15 protein-coding genes and 1 pseudogene are annotated in these 19,309 nt (G+C 68.3%); 7 read left to right on the top strand and 9 right to left on the bottom strand.

The window, feature by feature from the left end:
• Nucleotides 1-61 precede the first annotated feature (61 nt).
• Nucleotides 62-2,353: an NACHT domain-containing protein gene (locus MYF83_RS36905; protein ID WP_248965449.1), complete on the bottom strand. Its 2,292-nt coding sequence runs from the start codon at nt 2,351-2,353 to the stop codon at nt 62-64.
• A gap of 693 nt (nt 2,354-3,046) precedes the next feature.
• Here MYF83_RS36905 and MYF83_RS36910 point away from each other — a divergent pair.
• The 3 genes from MYF83_RS36910 (at nt 3,047) to MYF83_RS36920 (ending at nt 7,650) form a co-directional block, all read left to right on the top strand.
• On the top strand, nt 3,047-3,667 hold the full coding sequence (locus MYF83_RS36910) for a DUF4190 domain-containing protein (RefSeq protein WP_248965450.1): 621 nt from the start codon (nt 3,047-3,049) through the stop codon (nt 3,665-3,667).
• Between the two features lie 282 nt (nt 3,668-3,949).
• Entirely contained in the window at nt 3,950-4,348 is a 399-nt protein-coding gene (locus MYF83_RS36915; protein WP_248965451.1) for an effector-associated constant component EACC1, read from the top strand.
• A 35-nt stretch (nt 4,349-4,383) separates the two neighbouring features.
• Entirely contained in the window at nt 4,384-7,650 is a 3,267-nt protein-coding gene (locus tag MYF83_RS36920; protein WP_248965452.1) for a caspase, EACC1-associated type, read from the top strand.
• A gap of 103 nt (nt 7,651-7,753) precedes the next feature.
• Here the strand turns inward: MYF83_RS36920 and MYF83_RS36925 are convergent, their stop codons facing one another.
• The 5 genes and pseudogenes from MYF83_RS36925 to MYF83_RS44625 all read right to left on the bottom strand — a co-directional run bounded on the left by MYF83_RS36925 (nt 7,754) and on the right by MYF83_RS44625 (nt 9,874).
• Nucleotides 7,754-8,089 (bottom strand): transposase, encoded by a 336-nt coding sequence (locus MYF83_RS36925; RefSeq protein WP_248965453.1) that lies wholly within the window; start codon nt 8,087-8,089, stop codon nt 7,754-7,756.
• Nucleotides 8,090-8,378: 289 nt separating this feature from the next.
• Entirely contained in the window at nt 8,379-8,795 is a 417-nt protein-coding gene (locus MYF83_RS36935) for an alcohol dehydrogenase catalytic domain-containing protein (protein WP_248965454.1), read from the bottom strand.
• A gap of 120 nt (nt 8,796-8,915) precedes the next feature.
• Nucleotides 8,916-9,419 carry a ferredoxin reductase domain-containing protein gene (locus MYF83_RS44615; protein WP_372500351.1) on the bottom strand — a complete coding sequence of 168 codons (504 nt, stop codon included), beginning with the start codon at nt 9,417-9,419 and terminating at the stop codon, nt 8,916-8,918.
• A 51-nt stretch (nt 9,420-9,470) separates the two neighbouring features.
• Nucleotides 9,471-9,689, bottom strand: a pseudogene (locus MYF83_RS44620) (hypothetical protein); the annotation flags it as partial.
• Entirely contained in the window at nt 9,599-9,874 is a 276-nt protein-coding gene (locus tag MYF83_RS44625; RefSeq protein ID WP_372500350.1) for a transposase, read from the bottom strand. The pseudogene MYF83_RS44620 and the gene MYF83_RS44625, both read right to left, overlap by 91 nt.
• A gap of 259 nt (nt 9,875-10,133) precedes the next feature.
• On the opposite strand from MYF83_RS44625, the gene MYF83_RS36945 reads away from it, so the two are divergent.
• Nucleotides 10,134-10,466: an NAD(P)-dependent oxidoreductase gene (locus MYF83_RS36945; protein ID WP_248965456.1), complete on the top strand. Its 333-nt coding sequence runs from the start codon at nt 10,134-10,136 to the stop codon at nt 10,464-10,466.
• Nucleotides 10,467-10,521: 55 nt separating this feature from the next.
• Complete coding sequence (locus MYF83_RS36950; RefSeq protein ID WP_248965457.1) at nt 10,522-13,770, top strand: ATP-binding protein; 3,249 nt, start codon at nt 10,522-10,524, stop codon at nt 13,768-13,770.
• Nucleotides 13,771-13,773: 3 nt separating this feature from the next.
• Here MYF83_RS36950 and MYF83_RS36955 read toward each other — a convergent pair whose 3' ends face one another.
• Both MYF83_RS36955 and MYF83_RS36960 read right to left on the bottom strand, forming a co-directional pair.
• Nucleotides 13,774-15,075 carry an SGNH/GDSL hydrolase family protein gene (locus tag MYF83_RS36955; RefSeq protein ID WP_248965458.1) on the bottom strand — a complete coding sequence of 434 codons (1,302 nt, stop codon included), beginning with the start codon at nt 15,073-15,075 and terminating at the stop codon, nt 13,774-13,776.
• Between the two features lie 226 nt (nt 15,076-15,301).
• Nucleotides 15,302-16,732, bottom strand: a complete 1,431-nt coding sequence (locus MYF83_RS36960; RefSeq protein WP_248965459.1) for an FAD-dependent monooxygenase — start codon at nt 16,730-16,732, stop codon at nt 15,302-15,304.
• Nucleotides 16,733-17,177: 445 nt separating this feature from the next.
• Here MYF83_RS36960 and MYF83_RS36965 point away from each other — a divergent pair, with 445 nt between their 5' ends.
• Entirely contained in the window at nt 17,178-17,408 is a 231-nt protein-coding gene (locus MYF83_RS36965) for a Rossmann-fold NAD(P)-binding domain-containing protein (RefSeq protein ID WP_248965460.1), read from the top strand.
• 125 nt (nt 17,409-17,533) lie between these two features.
• Nucleotides 17,534-17,896 carry a DinB family protein gene (locus MYF83_RS36970; RefSeq protein WP_279340579.1) on the top strand — a complete coding sequence of 121 codons (363 nt, stop codon included), beginning with the start codon at nt 17,534-17,536 and terminating at the stop codon, nt 17,894-17,896.
• Nucleotides 17,897-18,228: 332 nt separating this feature from the next.
• On the opposite strand, the gene MYF83_RS36975 is transcribed toward MYF83_RS36970, so the two are convergent.
• Nucleotides 18,229-19,309 (bottom strand): non-reducing end alpha-L-arabinofuranosidase family hydrolase (locus MYF83_RS36975; RefSeq protein ID WP_248965461.1); only part of this gene is annotated, 1,081 nt, incomplete at its 5' end.

The following is a 19,309-nucleotide window of genomic DNA, read 5'->3' on the forward strand; positions in this document are numbered from 1 at the left end:
GACACGGTTCTAGCAGGAGTTCCGTTGCTATTTCAGGCGACTTGACACACTCGCCCCACGCCTAACTACACGGCATTGGGACTAGATTGGCGGAGTAGACGGCGTGCCGGGCTGGAGGGGTGCGATGTTCCGGTTCGTACTCCGCGTGCGTGACATCCTTGGCCGCCTCCATCGAGTTGTGGAAGTAAGTCAGCAGGAGGCCGCGCAGCGCCTCGGTACGAGCGGGGCCGAGCAGCGCGCGCAGGAAGCCTGCGTCGGCGGTTGCCCGGTGACGAGCCGTTACCTCGGTGACCGCTACTAGGTCGGCGAGTTCTCGTGCGATCAGCCGAGTCACCAGGAATTCGCCGAACGTCGCATGTAGGAACTCGCAGGTGGTGACCCGCGTGTCATCGCGGATCGCCTGTGCCTGGTGGACGAAGAAGAACCGGCCGATAACGATCTGTGCCGGCGTGGAGGGGATGGCGAAGCTCATGACGGGACGTTGTGGCCAGGTGCCGAGCAGCGCGGTGAGGTCAGCATCGAGTTCCTCCTCGGTCGCCCACTGGCGGCCGCGGTTCAACATGGCGAAGGCGGCGACGGCCAGGCGCAGCAACTCCTCCTCGACGGCTTCGCGTAGTCGCTCGCCGTGCATCGCTGGCGAGGCTTTGAGGATCTCCCGCTCGGCGAACCGCATCAGGATCCGGTCGTACAGATCAGCAGGGTCGAGGTTCTCGCCGTGCCGTTGCAGCGCATTGCCGGAAGCGTCATACAAGGCGAGCATTAGCAGCAGAAGAGGTTGCGACGCAAGGGCGGGCTGACGCATTACCACCGGAACGGACAAAGGCGCCAGCCCACGCCCGGCCAGGTAGAACGCGTTGGCGGCGTTCCATACCGAAAGCCACCGCTCGATCTGCTCCTCGGTGAAAGGTTCGAGCCGCACGGCCACCGCGCCGCCGGGAGGGATCCGTGCCCTGTCGGCCACGGCGGTGCGGCTGGTGACGATGACGGCCACGGGCCGTCCCTGGTCCGCTTCGCGTTCCTGGAACCGGACGACCTGTTCGAGGAAGTCGCTTTGGCCGATGTTGGTTGCCTGGAGAAGCTCGTCGAACCCGTCCAGAAGGATCACCGGCAGCGCGTCCCCGGCCGAGCGGGTAAGCGCGGGCCACGACAGGCTCTCACCGGTGGCGTCCCTGATCGCGTACTCGATCTGGGACTGCAGGTCGGTGTCCGCGGGCACCTCGCGGAGAAGGACACGTACCGCCATGAAGTCGTTGGCGGGTAGGCGCGCCGACAGGACCTTCGTGAGCACCGATTTCCCCGACCCCGGCTGGCCGAGAACGATCAGTGGGCACTCTGCCGCATATGGGGACGTCAGGTGACCGACCAGGAAGCCTTGCAGGTCGTCACGCACCGCGTGACCTTCCCACCACGACTCCTCATCCAGCCGATCCGAGAAGACGACGGGCGCGACGCGGAAGTCGGGGTTGACGTAGGCGTCGCCCAGCGTGGGGATGACCAGCGCGTCAGGAGCGTCGCCCGTCGCCACGATGGGGCGTTCAAGCTGCTTGCGGTACCGGCGCGCGAGCGCCTGCCTGCGGTCGTCGGGCAGGCGCCCGGTGGAGATATCGTCCAGCACCCGCCCGAGCCCTTCCAAACCGACGGTCATTTCGCGCACCTCCCGCCTGGTCTCATCGTGGTCCAGCCGCTCCGCCCAGAACGCCACCTCAGGGAAGTCCACCGCTAGGCGCCTGAACAGCTCCTGGTACCGGCGGACGGCCGCGCCGGGAACGGTCTCGGCGAGGACGCGGGTGAAACCCTCGCGGGAGGAAAGAGGCAGGGAGCCCCAAACGGGCAGGCCGTCTACGTATGCGATGAGGTCGTCCCCGAGCGACTGATAGAAACGGTAGAGCTCCTCGGCCATGGTGCCGGCCCGGTCACGGGGAGAGGGGCCCGGGATGTCGCCCTTGACGAGCAGAGCCGCCAGGACGCCGGGCCGCCTCGACGGAACGGCTTCCCTGGTCGCCAGGCCGACCTGCGCGGAGGCGCCTAGGCGAAGCCGGGCCGCGTCGAATGGCAGCTCAACTTGGTGGACGACGTCGAAGTATGCGGTGACCACCAGCACCTTCTGGGCGGCGGCGAGCCGGTCGGTGCGGTCGAACCGGCTGAGCCCCTTCAGCCGATCGCCCAGCCCGTTCACCAACTCGTGGCTCAGCCGGGCCAGCTCTCCCTTGGCGTCGAACAGGCTGAGCGCCAGCTCGCTTCCTCCGCCTGTCGCCGCGAGCAGCAGGCCACCGGTCAGCCGGTCGAGCGCTTTTACCAGGGCACCGCCTCCGAGCAGCTTGGCGGCGTCACCGTACGAAAGCCTTCGTGGCATGGCATCTCCGTGGAAGAGGAGATCTCCATTCTGGCCAACGGATCGGAGCGGCGGGCGGGCAAACGCCGGGTCGACAACGTGAAACTGGCGAAGGATCAGAAGTCAGGTATTTGACCTGTGGGGCTAAAATACCCGGATTCGACTATGCCACCTGGGTGTTGGGTGGCCGGGGAAGTCTCGCTCGTACGGCTCTTGTCATTCTGATCGCCAGTTGGAGGGAGCCCATTTCCTTCCGGCCTGATGGCCTGCCCCACCCATTGGGCTTGACACCTGGGATGGCGCAATACCAGGTTGTCGATCATCAGGTTGAGCATGGCGCAGATGGCGATCATTCATGGATGTCCGCTTCCGGCCATGCCCGCGGTGAGCATCGTGGCGCAGTGGAGGGCCGGACGTACCGAGATAGACAGCGTCGGGATACTTCCGGAGAGACTGGCGCACGGCGGTGCGTACGCGAGTGAAGATGTACGGCAATGCACCCGCGCTTCCTGCATGCCGTATCCATCAAAGAGCGGATCCGGCAGAGGCAGGTCGGTACCGTATGGTCGGCCACGGTGGCTCACCTCCGCCTGATCGATCGCGGGCGTAACAACTTGCACAGTTCTGACAACCGGGCGCACTCGGCGCGAGTCGTCATCAAGACCGGTTGGGGACCGGTGTCGCGCTACGCACCCTTGTGATCAGGAGTGACCCATGAACCAGCAGTCGTACGGCTACGGCCAGCCGCCGTGCCCTCGGCAGCAGTACGGCGGGCCGCCCGGGCAGCAGTACCCGCTGCAGCAGCCGTACGGCTATCAGCAGCCCATGCCGATGATGGCGCTCCCCGAACCGCGTAACGGGCTCGGCTTAGCTGCGCTGATATGCGCCATCATCGGGTGCCTGTGTGGCTTCGTGCCGATCGCCTTCATTCTGGGTGGGCCGCTCGCCGTGGTCGCCATCGCGCGCGGCATTGCGGGCATGGGCCGTGTCCGCCGCGGCGTGGCCACGAACTCCAGGACCACAAACATCGGTGTGGTTCCCGGCATCCTGGCGCTCATCATGGCGTTCAACGGCGCCTGCATAACGTTCACCGTGGTGAACGAGTTCGGCAAGACGGTAAACGGGATCAGCAGAGACAACCAGCAGTGCCTCGACTGCGTGAAGAAAGCGCCGACGCAGGACGAGTCCTGGCCTGCGCCGAGTAGTCTCTCAGGCGACGGACAGCTCCGCGGGGAAGATCAACCGCGGGTCGTTCTCGGCGTACTCCTTGGCACGGTCACCCACCTACCTGGTGTCATGCCGCAGGCTTACTATCGAACTGGCGAGTCGGGGTGATGGGGTTTTTTAGGGTTGCCGTCGAGCTGATCAAGCAGTACTCCGAGCTCGCACGGGCTGACAGGAAATCCAGTGCCACGGGTAGGCCTTTCTCCACGTTCGCGACGCTGTTTCCTTGAAACCTGGAAGCAGTGCTCCCCTTCCTGGCTACAATCGATACTGGACGTATGAGGCATTCGCTAAATCGGCGAATTCAGCCCGCGTCACAATACAATCCGGGACTTCCCGGCTGAGGTCGACCGGCCGGCTCTCTGGACCGGCCATGATGTCGGGAGGCAGGGCATGCGGGTACAGATCGCGGTGGATGGGACCGTCGCCGATGCTGAGTCGCTTTGGGACTGGCTGCGTCACGAGCCTGAGCTGCGCGGACGGGTCAAGGTAAGCAGTGGCCCGGCCACTGAGGAGGCGATGGGCGCGCCGATTGAGTTGGTCGTAGTCTTGGCGTCCAGTGCCAGCGGCGTGGCGACCGTCTTGGCTAGAGCCTTGTCAAGGTGGCTGATCGAACGCGAACGCCAACGCCGGGCTGACATCACCATCAAGGTAACCGGACGCGATGGACGTCAGGTGCAGATTTCGGGCCGACGGGTGCCCGACTCCGAACAGTTGTTGCGTGCCGTGCTGGAAGCCACTCCGGATCTCGAAGATGAACCTGTTCATCGCAAAGCGGCGCTGGACCAGTAGCGGTGCGCCTACCTGACCCCCAACGCTCGTTCGCGGTGCTGATCGGTACCAGTACCTATCAATCGGCCGGGCTGGCTGACCTTCCTGCGGTGCGTAACAACTTGGAAGGGTTGGCCCAGGTGCTCACCGATTCGTCCCTGGGAGGGCTGTTACCGGAGCAATGCATCGTTTTGAGCGACCCCGATGTTCGAACGGTCTACCGGGCGTTGCGCCATCATGCGGCTACCGCTGAGGACACTCTGCTGGTCTACTTCGCCGGTCATGGCCGCACGGGACTGCGCTACAGCGAGCTGTACCTGACCATGTCCGACACCGACCTCGACGATCTCCCCGTCAGTTCCCTGCGCTTCGACGACGTTCGTGACATCTTCATCAACAGCCCGGCGGCCAACCGGGTGCTCATCCTTGACTGCTGCTTCAGTGGACGGGCTATCCCGGACATGAGCGGGGCGGGTGAGGCGATTTTGGGGCAGACCGAGATCGAGGGCACCTACACCCTCACTGCAACCTCGGCCAACGAAGTGGCCCTGGCCTTGCCTGGCGCGTTCTATACGGTCTTCACAGGTGAGCTGCTCACCCTGTTACGCACCGGAGTGGACGACGGGCCCGAAATACTCACCTTCGCCACCTTGTATCCGCGACTGTTGCACAGGCTGAGCGCCCAGGGGCATCCTCGTCCCCGCCAGCGCGGCATCGGCTCCGTCGATCATCTCGCTCTCACCCGCAACCCTGCGCACCCCACCTCCACATACAAGACCGGCACGCCGGCCCCACGCCCTGGTTCGGCTATATCCATTGATCGCGAAGTCGGGTTCGAAGAAGCGGTGTTACTCTCCAGCTCACCGCATCCGGTACCAAGACTGCAGGAGGCCTCAGGCGTCTCACCTAGCACGATCGGTGTTGATGATTCTCATTCTCGCTCACCAAGGACGGCCTTGCGGGCAGCCCGACACATGCGGGGCGCCCGCCATGTCGCGTCGCCTAAGACGACTGCCGTTGAGTCACGCCATTCCCCTCGACGTGTGGCTGTCGTCATCGGGTTAACCGTCGCTGTGGTGGGTGTGGCCCTGAGCGGCCTGAAATTCTTCCGAGGGGAGTTCGATAGGGGAGACATTCATCTGGGGGTCGGGACCGTCATCAGTGCGGACCAGGTGTTCGCCTCTGTGCCTGGCGCCATCGGAAACGGCTCCAGCCAGGTGCTCAACGCGGTGACCTCGGTCGGTTCGACGGTCGTCGCGGTCGGCACCGACGCGACCAGCCCGGCGTCGCGGCCGCTTTTCCTCGTCTCATCCAACGGCGGCAAATCCTGGGAACTCGGCCGGGTCACCACGGTCGGCGCTTACCCGTCGGAGAGGTCGGTGGGACGGGTCGTCGGCGGTGCCGGTCGCTGGCTAGCCGCCGGGACCGAGGCGCCCGGCACGGCCGGTGCCTCTGCGCGGGGGATGTGGACCAGCACCGACGGCCGTACGTGGACGGCGGTCGACCCCTCACGTCTCTCAGTCTTCATGAGCGGTGACCGGATCATCGATCTGGCGCGGACCGCCAGCGGGTTCGTGGCCGTCGGCTCCACCACCCTGAAGGATGGCAGGTACGGCCCGGTGGCCTGGGTGTCGCCGGACGGACTGAGCTGGACCCGCGTGGACACCAGCCACATCGGCGCCACCAACAAGGTCCGCGCGATCCGTGCAGTGGTGGCCAAGGGGGACGCCGTCGTGGCGCTGGCCGATCCGGGGAAGGGGAACACCACGTCGATAATCCTGCGCTCCACGGACGGCGGCAGGACCTGGCTCCGTACAGCCGCGGCGCTGCCCGGTGTGCGGCCCAAGCAGGGCGCGCTGGTAGTGGCGAGTAAGGGATTCGTGCTGGTGCCGATCCTGCAGAAGTCGAGCGCCGGTGAGGTGCGGGTCTACTGCTCCGACCTCGGAGACGAGTGGCGCCTGTGTGGGGTGATCGGCGGGCTCGGGCCCGAGGCAACCGGTGTGCGTGGGCTGGTCTCCTTCAAGGAGGGCATCTCGGCGGTCGTCGAGTCTGGTTGGGAGCGGTACGGCGTCTTGACCAGTAGCGATGGCCAGGACTGGACCAAAAGCACCGACCTCGGACAGATCTCGGGCACCCTCCGCGGCTTCACTCTTACCGATGCGGGCACGCTGGTCACGGCCGGGGAACGGCGTGCCGATGGTCTGGACAACCTGCCAGTGCTGATGACGGCGGCCAAGGACAAGCCCGCCAGGCCGGTGCAGATGGGGAAGATCAGCGGGCTGACTCGCTCGGCACGCGAGACCAACGCACTAGCAGCGGCGGAGAACTCCTTCGTCGCGGTCGGCTCAGTCAAGGGCGACGCAGGCATCTGGACCAGCTCCACAGGCCAGAACTGGAAGATCGTAGATTCCCCGGCGCTCGCACTCGGCGGCTCGGTTAGGCAGTCGCTCAACGACGTGACGCACGGCGCTCAGGGATGGCTCACGGTGGGCAGCACCACGGTCGATTCGGCGTTCGTCAAACCGCTGCTCGCCACCTCCACCGACGGTCGGTCTTGGCAGACTGTCGACTCACCCGCACTGAACGCGTCCGGGCGGTACGCCGTCACCCCGCGCGTGGTGACGGCGGGCCCGAAGGGATACGTGTTCGCGGGAGACGACAGCGGCCCCGGAGGCGTGGTCGCCGCGTTGTGGTTCACCGCGGATCTGCACCGTTACGAGAGGGTTGGCGGGCTGCCCGCAAACGGTGCCGGTGTGCGTCTGGAAGACGTCGTTGCTACCTCCGACGGGTACCTCGCGGTCGGGAGTTCCGGTACGGCCAACCACGAAAAGGGGGTGGTGTGGGTCTCGCCTGACGGACTGCACTGGACGGCAGGTAAGCGCGTGATCCCCAAGGGCGCGCACTCGGCGAGCCTACGGAGGGTGCTGGTAAAGGACGGCCAGATCATCACCGTGGGCGGCGCTACGAACGAGAAGGGCGTCGTGCATCCGTTTGCGGCGGTGTCGGGGGATGACGGAGATACCTGGGAATACTCGTGGTTGCCAGCCGATGCGGAGGCGGCCGTGCTAGACATGACGTCCTCGAGGTCCGGCCTGGTGGCTATCGGCTCGTACGGCCCTCCCACAACCGGAGATAGCACGGTCTGGACCTCAGTAGATGGTCGAGACTGGCAGCGCCACACCTTGACCGGCGACGGCATGACCGGCGAGGGCGCCCAGTGGCTCGGTGCGATCGCCGTAATCAACGACAAGGTGGTCGCCGTGGGCCGCTCCACCACCTACACCGCCGACCACCTGACGCTGTGGCGCACACAAGTCACATAAGCATATGACGACAATTTATGTCCGGACCCTCGAAGGAGGGCTACGGGTTCGGAGGCCGCAGTGGTTGTGATTTCTGTAGTAGTTACTACTTCAGATAATTGATCTAGAGATCTTCAAAGGCTGCGGTTATGGCGGTACGAAGTCGAGTTCGGACTTGGCGAGGAAACCGGCGAGCAAGGCCGGGCGGTACTGCATCTTCTTCAGCCGGGTACAGACCATCCGGACCAGAGCATCCAGCGTCGGTCTTGACCAGATTGGCCAGCGTGCGTTTCAGGTGCGACCAGACCGCCTCGACCGGATTGAGCTCAGGAGCATACGACGGCAGCTGAATCACCCTCAGCCAGGACAGGGCCCTTGGCGGATGCGTGCGGCACTGCCCGCGTGTGAGGGACCGTCGTTGGATGATGCTCTTATTGTCATGGTACGGACAGGGGCACACGTGGCGATTTGAGGGATGAATCGAGGCGGGGGAGAGTGCGGTGTATTAATTGTGCGATGCTGTCGATCAATATTTTAACTTGTTCGAGAAGTCAATCTTGAGGCGCGTCCGATCTACGTATGCGGGTGCTGATAGGGTGCTGGCCCCACCGGACCAATCATGCCTCTGAGCTGGGGAAATTGGTCGTCGATCGACGAGCTACACCATCTTCGAGGGCACCAGCGAGATCCAACGGTTGTTGATCGGCCGCGCGGTCACCGGCCTGCCCGTCCAGTAACGTTTCCGCACGTCAGCGCCCTAGCACAGTGATCGTCCGGCGGCCCCCGACGGACCGATCACCCCTCGAATCGCGATGCCCCGAGTGCGGATCTGGGTGCAGGGGCGGCGGCGCGCGCAGTCCGCGCACTGCTCGCAGCCCTGTCCCGGCCTCCAGGGTGACGCGGGTGCCCACGGTCAGGCCCCGCTTGAGGCCGGGGCCGAGGGTGCGGATCACACCGGAGACCTCGTGGCCGATGGTGACAGCGTCGGAGGCGTGGGGGTACAGGGGGACGAGGGCTCCGTCGATCAGGTGGAGGTCCGACAGGCACACGCCGGCGGCCTTGACCTCGACGAGTACCTCGCCCGGGCCGGGCACGGGGACGGGGACCTCCTCCATGAGGAACTTCCTGCTGTCCAGGTGGAAGCGTCCGGCGAGCATGGTGTCCATGGTGACCTCACTTTCTTGACAGGGGTTAGACGGTTGGTGCCGTGCGCCCGGCATGCAGCCAGGGCGGCGCTTTCGGGCTCGTCCGACTGGCTGACCCGGTTCGGGCGCGGTGGACGGGGATCAGGCGAAGACGTCCTGCTGGTAGCGGCCGTCTGCCTCGAGCTGGTCGACCCACTGCCGGGCAGTTTCGTCGTCGCTGCCGGTGTGGCTGCGGTGGATGGCGGCGAGTGCTTCACGTACGGCGGGCGCCATGCGGCGGGCATCGCCGCAGACGTAGACGTACGCGCCGTCTTCGAGCGCCTGCCACACCGTGTCGGACTCGGCGATGAGGGCGTCCTGGACGAACCGGGCCGGGTGGTCGACCACGGCGGAGAAGGCGGTGTGCACCTGGGCGATCCCGGCTTGCTGCCAAGCGTCCATCTTCTCCCGGTGGAACCAGTCGTGCTCTGGGTGGCGGCAGCCGACGAAGACCTGGGACGGGCCCACCTTCGTACCGTTCTCCCGCTGCCAGGCGCGCTCCTCCAGGAAGCCGCGCAGCGTTGCGATGCCGGTACCGGGCCCGACGTGGATGAGCGGTGTGGCGGGGTCGGCGGGCGGCGCGAAGGGAGGAGAGGGCACGCGCACGTAACCGTAGAAGACGTCTCCGGGCTTAAGTCGTCCCAGGTACTGGGAGCACAGGCCGCGATACGCGCCGTTGCCCGACAGTGCAGGGCCTTCGACGAGGCCGACGGTCAGCCGTACCTGGCGCGGGTTGGCCAGCGGAGAGGAGGAGATGGAGTAGAAGCGCGGGCGGATCGGGCCCATCATCTCCAGGAAGACCGCCAGCGGCAGTTCGATCGCGGGGAAGCGGTCCAGGAGATCGAGCACCGAGACCCGCTTGCCGAGGATCGCTCGCTGACGCTCAACGGCGGCTCGTCGGTCGCGTGCTCGCGCCGATAAGCATTGACCCAATTGCCAAGGGTCGCCTCGTGTACCCCGAGTTCCTTCGCGACCTGAGCGACCGGACGAGATGTCTCGATCACCAGCTTCACGGCCTCTTGCTTGAACTCAGGCGAGAAGTTCCTACGATTCCGCGACAACCATCTTCCTTTCCAGACGACCCCAATCTTAATGGGGGCACTGTCCGGAAGGCTCGGGGCGGCTCAATGGACTGCCCGATCCCGTTTGAGGAGAGCAGCGTCATCGCTGCGATGTATGGGGACATCGACGCGGTCTTCGAGATCACCGAACCGGGCAGCGAAACTCGACATGATCATGATTCCGCGCGCCGGACCGCAGGCCCGGGGCGAGGGCCCGCGCGTGCGTCTGATGCGCCACATCCCCGCGTACGATGATCGCATGAAGATCGTCGTTCTGGACGACTATCAGCGGGTGGCCCGCGACCTGGGGCCCTTCGACTCCCTGCCCGGCGATGAGGTCGAGGTGCTGCACGAGCACATCGCCGGCCCGGACAAGCTGGCGGCCGCGCTGCGCGGCGCGGAGGCCGGGCTGGATGTCTACGACACCGAGCCGCTGCCCGCCGGCAACCCGCTGCGGGGCGCGCCCAACACCGTGCTGCCGCCGCACCTCGGGTACGTCACCGAGGCCGGGTATCGCTCGATGTACAAGCAGGTCGTCGAGGATGTCGCGGCCTGGCGGGCCGGGTCCCCGATGCGGGTGCTGACGGCCTGAGCGCACACTGGAAGGCGGGTTGGGGCTTGCGGGCTGTACGCGGGAGGATCGGGCGGTGCACGGGAACGAGGAGACGCGCCTGCGGGTGACCCTGCTCGGCACCCTCGAGGTGTGCCGCGGCGACGCCGTGGTGGCCGTTCCCGGCGCCCGGCTCCGCGGCCTGATCGCGCGGCTGGCGCTGGCCGGCGGCCGGCCGGTCGAACCGGGCGTCCTGGTCGATGCGCTGTGGCCGCAGGAGCTCCCGGCCGACCCGGCGAACGCGCTGCAGTCGCTGGTCTCCCGGCTGCGCCGGCTGCTCGGCGGGGCCGGCGCGGTCACTCAGTCCGAGGGCGGCTACCGCCTCGGCGTCACGGAGGACGACGTTGACGCGCTGCGGTTCGAGCGGCTGGCCGCGCACGGCCGTGACCGGCTCCGGGCCGGCGATCCCCGGGCGGCGGCCGGGCTGCTGAGCGAGGCGGTCGCGCTCTGCGGCGAACCGTCGGTGATCGCCGCGGTCGCCCCGGCGGTCGCGACGCGGCTGGCCCGCACCGCGGTCGAGGCGGGCGCGGATCTGGCCGAGGCGGAGCTGGCGCTGGGCCGCGCCGACGACGCCGCCACCCGGCTGACCGCCTTGCTCGCCGAGCACCCGGTGGACGAGCGGGTGGCCGCGCTGCAGATGGACGCGCTGGCCGCCCAGGGCCGCCAGGCCGACGCCCTCGACCTGTACGAGCGGGTGCGCGAGACCCTCGCCGACCGGCTCGGCGCCGACCCCGGCGCCGCCCTGCGCGAGCGCCACCTGCGCCTGCTGCAGTCGCCGGCTCCCGCTCCCGAGGCGCAGCGCGAGGCGCCCGCGAGCAATCTGCCCGCCGCCCTGACCAGCTTCATCGGGCGCGACGACGACCTCGCCCGGATCGACACGCTGCTCGCCCGCGGGCGCCTCGTCACGGTGGTCGGGCCGGGCGGGGCCGGCAAGACCCGGCTCGCGGTCGAGGCGGGCCGCCGCCACCGCCACGAGTACCGCGACGGCACCTGGCTGGTCGACCTGGCCGCGGTCACCGAGCCGGCCAAGGCCGGCGCGGCGATGCTGGCCGCGATCGGGCTGCGCGGCGCCGCGCTCTTCGAGGCCTCCGGCCGGATGCGAGCCGAGGGCAGCGAGCTGGACGTGCTCGCCGACCAGCTCAACGGCCGGGAGAGCCTGCTCGTGGTGGACAACTGCGAGCACCTGATCGACGCCGTCGCGCACCTGATCGCAGCGCTGCTGCCGCGCTGCGCCGGGCTGCGGGTGCTGGCGACCAGCCGCGAGCCGCTCGCGATCGACGGCGAGGCGCTGGTCCCGCTCGGCCCGCTGGCGCTGCCGGGGCCCGGCGACGGCCTCGAGGACATCCGCCGCAGCGCGTCGGTGCGCCTGTTCACCGAACGGGCCGCGGCGGTGCGCCCCGGCTTCGACATCGACGAGCGGACGCGCGCAGACGTGGTCCGGCTGGTGCGCGGCCTGGACGGCATGCCGCTGGCGCTGGAGCTGGCCGCGGCCCGGCTGCGGACCCTGTCGCTGGCCGAGCTCGCCGCCGGGCTGTCCGACCGGTTCCGGCTGCTCACCACGGGCAGCCGGGCCGCGTCGCCGCGGCACCGCACGCTGCGCGCGGTCATCGCCTGGAGCTGGGATCTGCTCGGCGAGAACGAGCGTACGGTGGCCGAGCGGGTCTCGGTCCTGCCCGGTGGCGTGACGCCGGAGTCGGCCGCCGCGGTCTGCGCCGGCACCGCGGTGCTCCCGGGCGAGGTCCCCGAGCTGCTCGCCGCCCTGATCGACAAGTCGCTGCTGCAACTGGCGCCCGACGCGGGCCGCTACCGGATGCTCGAAACTCTGCGCGAGTACGGGATCGAGCGGCTCGCCGACCGGGGCGCGCTCGACGCCGTCCGGGATCTCGCTGCCCGCTACCTGACCGACCTGGTCGCCCGCGAGGAGCCGCTGCTACGCGGCCCCGATCAGCTCGCCGCGCTGCGCGTGATGCGCACCGAGTACGACAACGCGCTCGCCGCGCTGCGTCACCTGTGCGACACCGGCGACGCCACCGCGGCCGTCACGCTCGCCATGGACCTCTCCTGGTACTGGCAGATACTCGGTCGGCATGCCGACGCGGTGTACTGGCAGGGGAAGGCGCTGGCGCTACCTGCCGCGGGGCACACGCTGGACCGCGACACCGCCGAGGCAGTGCTCCTGCTCAACCGCATCAACGCCCGCTCCCCGCTGACCGTCGAGGGCCTGCACGAGAACGAATCCGCGCTACGGGCCCTGGCCGATCGCCTGCTCGCCCACCCGTCACTGCCCGGATTCGCCGGCGTCCTGGCCGCGATCACGCTCCACTTCCTGCGGGAGCACGAGGCGTCGCTCGCCTTGGTTCAGCATCTCGTCGACGGCCCCGACGTCTGGCTGTCCGGGCTGGCCCACATGTTCCGGGCCTCGTTCGCCGAGAACGAGGGCAACCTCGACCAGGTACGCGCCGACGTGGCCGCCGCGCTCGACGCCTTCGGCCGGGCCGGCGACCGCTGGGGTCTGGCCACCGCGCTGCCGATGCGCGCGCTGCTGCGGCAGTACGACGGGGACCTTGACGGCGCGTTGGCGGACCTGCGCGAGGCCCGGGCACAGGCGCGGGAATTGGGCTCGCTGAGCCTGGCCGACGAGATCTTCCTCGACGTGCGCTGGATCGACCTCTACCTGCGGCGGGGCGAGGACGCCCGGGCGAGGGCGATGCTCGACGCGGTCCGCGAGCGGGCGGAGCGATCGGCGTCGCCGGAGCTGGTCGTCCTCGTCACCGCTCTCGAGGCCGGCACGTGGTTGCGGCTCGGCGACCCGGACCGCGCGCAGGCCCGCATCGAGGCGGCCGAGGCGGAGATGGCCGGCGAGTCCCCGACCGGCGGCGACTACGGCCAGGCGATCGTCAGCTCGGTGCGGGCCTCGCTGTGCCTGCGGCGGGGCGACGCCGAGGGCGCCGAGGTGGCGCTGGCCCGGGCGTACGGGGCGGCCCTGGAGAGCGGGGACTTGCCGATCATGGCGATGGTCGCGGTGACCGAGGCCGAGCTGGCCGGGCTGCGGGGGCGGCACCGGGACGTGGCCCTGTTGCTCGGCGCGGCGGCCCGGCTGCGCGGCACCCACGACCTCAGCGACCGGCAGATCCAGGCGATGGTCGCCCGCGGCCGCACGGCGCTGGGCGAGGACGTCTTCGCCGCGGCGTACCAGGATGGCTGGCAGCTGGACGGGAAGACGGCCTCGCTCCAGGTCGATCCGGCGCGCCTGCGCCGGGAGCTGGACGGCCCGGCGCAGGCGTAAGCCCTATCCCCGGAACAGCTCCAGGTCGAAGGCCTCGGCGATCGCCTTGTTGCCCGCGTCGTTCGGATGGATGTTGTCGCCGGAATCGAACTCGGTGCGCAGCTTCGTTGGTGCGGCCGGGTCACGGGTGGCCGCGTCCAGATCGACCACCGCGTCGAACTCACCGCTGCTGCGGATCCAGCGGTTCACGTCCTGGCGCATGCGCTCGCCCTCCGCCGTAAAGACGAACGTGCCGCCGAATTGCGTCAGCGTGCAGCCGATGATCCGCAGGCCATGCAGATGCGCGCGGCCGATCAGCATGCGGTAGCCGGCGATGATGTCCTCCGCCGTCGCCCGCTCGCTCTGCGGCATGCCCGGCATGAAGCCGAAGCAGATGTCGTTGCCTCCCTCGGACAACACCACCCAGCGCACGCTGGGCCGGGCCAGCACGTCGCGGTCGAAGCGCGCCAGCGCGCTGGCGCCGAAGCCGTCGGTTTCGCGCAGGACGCGGTTGCCGGCGATACCCATGTTGATCACCGCGCGCGGCGGCAGGTCCTGCTGCGCGGCCAGCCGGCGCGCCAGCAACGAAGGCCACGGCGTGTCCGCATCGGGCGTGGTGGCGGCGCCATCGGTGATGGAATCGCCGAAGGCGACGATGGTGGCGGCCGTGGGCTGCGCCAGCACGTCGATGCCGGCGAGCCATAAATAGGACTGAAACCTGGTGGCGTTCTGCAGGTTCTGTGTGGCGGCCTGGTTGCCCGGTGCCAGCCACGCCGTGCGCAGTCCGACCTCGTGCGTCGTGGGAGTGACGTTCTCGTCGGGGATGTACAGCGAAACGACCAGATCGGTCTGCGCGGGCACGTCGTACTCGATGGGATCGCTGTAGATCTGCGCGCCCGTCGGCAACACCACCGCACCGCGCCCGCCGAAGGTCAGTTCGCGCGCGCTGCCCGCGCGGATCGCCGCGCCGCTGTCGTGCCGCGCGATCTGCGCGGCATCGATGCGCACCGGCGGATAACCGAAGGAGTTCGACAGCGCGACGCGCACGGCCGTGCCGCCCACGGTGGCACGCGCGACCATGCGCACGGTCTGCGCGCTGACCTTCGTCGGCGCGCCCGGCGGTTCGGCCGGCTGGGGCGTGGGATCCTGTGCCGACGCGTCGGCGGCCGGCGCACCGGCCGGAGGAGCGTCGTCCGGCGGACCCGGCAACTGCGGCCCCCCACCGGGCTCGGCAGGTTGCGCCAGTTGCTGGGCCGTGCCCCAGGTAGCGATCCAGTTTCCCTGACTCGCAGGGCTTGTCCTCGAGTTTTCGCGGAGCTCTTCCATGGACCCAACCTCCCGAATTGAAAATTGACATAGGTCTCGTGGTCATATCGCGGATCGATGTTTCCGTCCGGGCCCGGCGGTCGACGTAATTCCCGTCCACCGCCTCGGGGGGATGGGCGGCGCAGGCCCTCGGAGCCGGCCTGCGCCGCGGCCTATGCCACTGCGGCCCGCCTCGTGCCCGGGGCGCCGCCGGATGGCGGCGCGGCGACGGGCACGTCGCTCTCGTTCAGAACCAGCGCCCGAGCGCCTCGTCGAGTGGCTTGGACGACGCGTCTGTCCACGCGATGCAGCCGTCGGGACGGACGAGCATCGACGGGCCTTCCTTGGTGTGTGCATGGTGCACGTTTCGCGGGAGTGACCGTTCCGAAGGCGAGACGAACAGGCCGCCGCCTTTCTCCATCAGCGCGTAGAGCCGCTCTTCGCTGCCATCGGCGAGCGTGAGGAGCTGGTCCTTCGCGAGCGTGCCGACGAGCGGGTCGTCGTCGCCGAGGTCGTAACGAATGCCGACACCCGAGAGCATCTCGCCGATGTGGCGATTGCCTTCGGGCAGCTTGATCAGGTCGCTCACGATGGTGCGGAGCGCGCTCGTGAGCGGGTCAGGACGCACCAGCGCGACTTGCGCACGGGTGTTCGCAAGGACGCGCGCACCGACGGAATGGCGCTCGGCGGTGTAGGAGTCGAGGAGGTGATCGCGCCCCTTCACCGCCGCGGCAAGCTTCCAACCAAGGTTCGCGGCGTCGACGAGGCCGAGGTTCAAGCCTTGGCCGCCGAAGGGTGAGTGGACGTGCGCGGCGTCGCCGGCGAGAAGGACGCGGCCCATGCGGTAGGTCGTTGCCTGCCGCGCGTTATCGGTCCAGCGCGTCGCCTTCGACATCGAAAGGATCTTGACGTCGGTGCCGCTCACGCGCTGGATCGACGCTTCGACCTCGGCCTGCGTGATCGGCGCATCCCGATCCGGCGGCGGGCCGTCGAACTCCGCCGTGAAGACGCGCCCCGGGATCGACGTGATGAGGCCGCGCGGCGTTCGCTGCCACCCCTTCGCGAGCTTCTCGGGCGCATCGAACTTGACGAGAGCCTGATAGCCGGTGATGGTCGGATCCGTGCCGGGGAACTCGAAGCCGGCGAGCTTGCGGACGCGGCTCCGGCCACCGTCGCAGCCGACCAGGTACTTCGCGCTCAGCGGGCCCGCGCTCGTCTGCACGGTCACGCCGTCGTTGTCCTGCTCGAAACCTTCCACCGCAACGCCGCGACGGATCTCGATCCCGAGCTCGCTCGCGCGCGCGGTCAGGATCCTCTCGAGCGCCTCCTGCGGCACCATACGGCTGTGGCGCTCCGGGTCGCGCTGGAGGTCCTGGTCAATCACGAACAACGCGGAAAAATGGCCTCCCGGCTTCTTCACCGGTCCGGATCCGGCACGCGCCGCCTTCGTCATCGGCATCGTCACTTGTTCCTCGTCGAGCGCACGCGCGAACCCGCGTCGCTCCAGCGCCTCGACTCCCACCGCGCCGATTGCGGCGGCCTTGATCCCGCGGTCGGGCTCCACGAGCCGCTCCAGCACGAGCGGCTTCACGCCCGCGGTCTCGAGCTCGATCGCGAGGAAAAGCCCGACCGGGCCAGCGCCGACGATGACGATGTCGTGCACCACAAGATCGCTCATGTCTCCGTCCTTCCATCTCGGACCGGCGCCGTGCAGGCTCCGCCCTCGACATGCAGACTGCCGCGGCCCTCTGACATCGCCCGCACATATCGCTGGCACGCCCCTGGCGGCCCGCCGTCGACGGCCCTTGCCACACTCGTCGGCGTGGACGATCTCGTGCTGCGGCCCACCGCTCGCCGGCTCCGTGGCCTGCTCGCCGGGGCCGGCATCAGCCTCGGAGCCGCGGCGGTGCTGCTGGTCGCCGGTCCACGCTGCGGGTGACGGAGTGGGCTGGGCGGCCGCCGCCCTGACGTCGGGAAGGGCCTACCGTTCGGTGCTCCTGCTCGATGCCGGCGTTGCCACGGCTATGAGTGCACCGGCAAGCTGGTCGCGGTGATCGGCGCGGATCAGGCCCGGGTAGGGCTGGCGCTGCAGCGGAGTCACTTCGCCGCGCGGCATCGTGTGGGTGCCCGACTACGTCGTCAGCGCGGGCGGAGTCATCAACGTGGTCACCAGGGAGTTGCACCACGAAACCCCCGACGAGGCACGCGAACGCGTCGAAGCCATCGAGCACACCGTCGCCGGCCTCCTCGACACGGCGGAACACCGACAGATGACACCCGCCCAGGCCGCGACGGAACTGGCCCGGCTCCGCCTCGACACCCCTTCCTCCACCCCGCGACCCACCTCCACGTGAGCAAGATCCACCATGCCCTTGGCCACGAGCCGGTGCCGTCGCCGTGTTCGGGCCACGCAACCGCGTGACCGCCCTCACCAAGCGCCTTCCCCTGCACGCCTGATCGGACGCCACTGATCCGCCACTTGGCCAACGTGGAGCGCCGCTGGTTCCGGCAGGTGATGGCCGGGCACGACGCACCTGCCCGCTTCTCCTCCGACCAGAACCCCGACGAGGACTTCGACGGCGCCGTAGCCGACCCCGCCGTCATCAGTGCGGCACCCATTTCGGCGAGCATCACGTTCAGCGACGCGGTGTCGCGCTTGGCCTCCGCCACCACCACCGGCCGTCCGCCCTCGTCAAGGGTCGCCAAATCCAACGCGTCATACTCGAACGCCACCCGCCGCGCTGGCCAGCGGTGCTCGATCACCAACTCGGCGAATGCCGCGATCTGCACCAGGTACTCACGATTGAGTGACGGGGACGTGCCTCGCGAGAACAGGTTGTAGGGCCCTTTGTTCTGTGCTGCCCCAGCGATCCGGAACTCTCCGTCGGGCTGTACCTCCACCAGACCGGCGCCGCGAGCCACCGCTAGCCCGTGGGCCGCATCCATGTGCAGCGGCGACCGGAGCCGCAGTACTTGATCAGGCAGCCCCCGCTCACGGGCTAACACCGACGCCCAGGCGCTGACTGCGTGACCCGGGCGGGCTCGGCCTTGCACCGAGCCCGCCGTTCCAGCTCCACCCGGTCCTGATCGCGTGCCGTGATAACGCTCACCCGATTCGGCATACGCCTTTGCCGTGAACGTCAGGAACACCCGGGCCGGACCCGCGTCACGCCATTAGCGCTGCAGTGTCAGCACACCTGGCCGGTAGGGCAGGAGGCCGTAGTCGCCGCCGGAGCTGGGGTTACGTCCTTGGTAGAGCAGCTGCAGATTGCAGGGATCAATGGTCTTGGTCTGATCGGGGTTGTTGCGAACCAGATCGCCGTGGCTGATGTCGTTGGTCCAGGTGGCGCCGCTGTTGGCCTTGCCGGCGAAGGGATTGCTCTCGGTTGCGGCCTGCGGTGTCCACGAACCGCCCAGACTGGTGGAGGTGAACGAGCGGAAATAGCGGCCCTGAGAGCCGATCGCCTCGACGAGCATGAGGTATTGGTTCTGGCCCTGGACCTTGTAGACCTCAACCCCTTCGAACAGATTGTTCGTCGAGTCGCTCATGACCACCGTCGAGGTCGAGCCGAAACTGCCCGGGAAATTCCCGATGGGCATATTGGCCCGGTAGATCTTGCCATTGTCCCCGGCGAAGAACAGATACATGTTCGTGCCGTCACCGATGAGCGTCTGGTCGATGGGTCCTGTTCCGGAGCCGGAGATGCTTCCGGAGAAGAGCACCTGCTGGGATGACCAGCCATTCGGATTGGTGGGGTCGCTCGACGTCCGGTAGGAGAAAGCGGTCCCACCCCACTGGTAGGCGAGCACCCAGATGTTCTTCGGGGCGAAGTAGAAAAGCGTGGGCGCGACAGTGCCGGAAGACATCGTGTTCTGGCTGGCCGAGGCCATGTCGGACCAGTTCGTGAAGAGGCCGAAGTTCATCGAACCCCAGCTGCTTCCGTTGTCGTGCGTCGTCGCATAGACGAGATGCTTGCCGTTGTAGACGACGTTGGTGAAGTCCTTGAGCGAGGCCCACCCCGACTTCGGGTTCGCCAGCGCGCCCGTCGATGTCCAGCGGTACGTCGACGGAAGAGCGCACGTGCCGGTCGGCGTCGGCGTGGGGCTGGGTGATCCGGAGCCGCCGTTCCAGGTCCATTTCTGGTTGGTGCCGCTCCAGCAGGTGTAGAGCTGGATTTGGGTGCCGTTGCCGGTGCCCGCACCGATGGCGTCCAGGCACAGTCCGGACTGCACCCCGGCGATGGTGCCGTCGGAG

It is taken from the genome of Sphaerisporangium perillae, assembly GCF_023276435.1.
Lineage (GTDB): Bacteria > Actinomycetota > Actinomycetes > Streptosporangiales > Streptosporangiaceae > Sphaerisporangium > Sphaerisporangium perillae.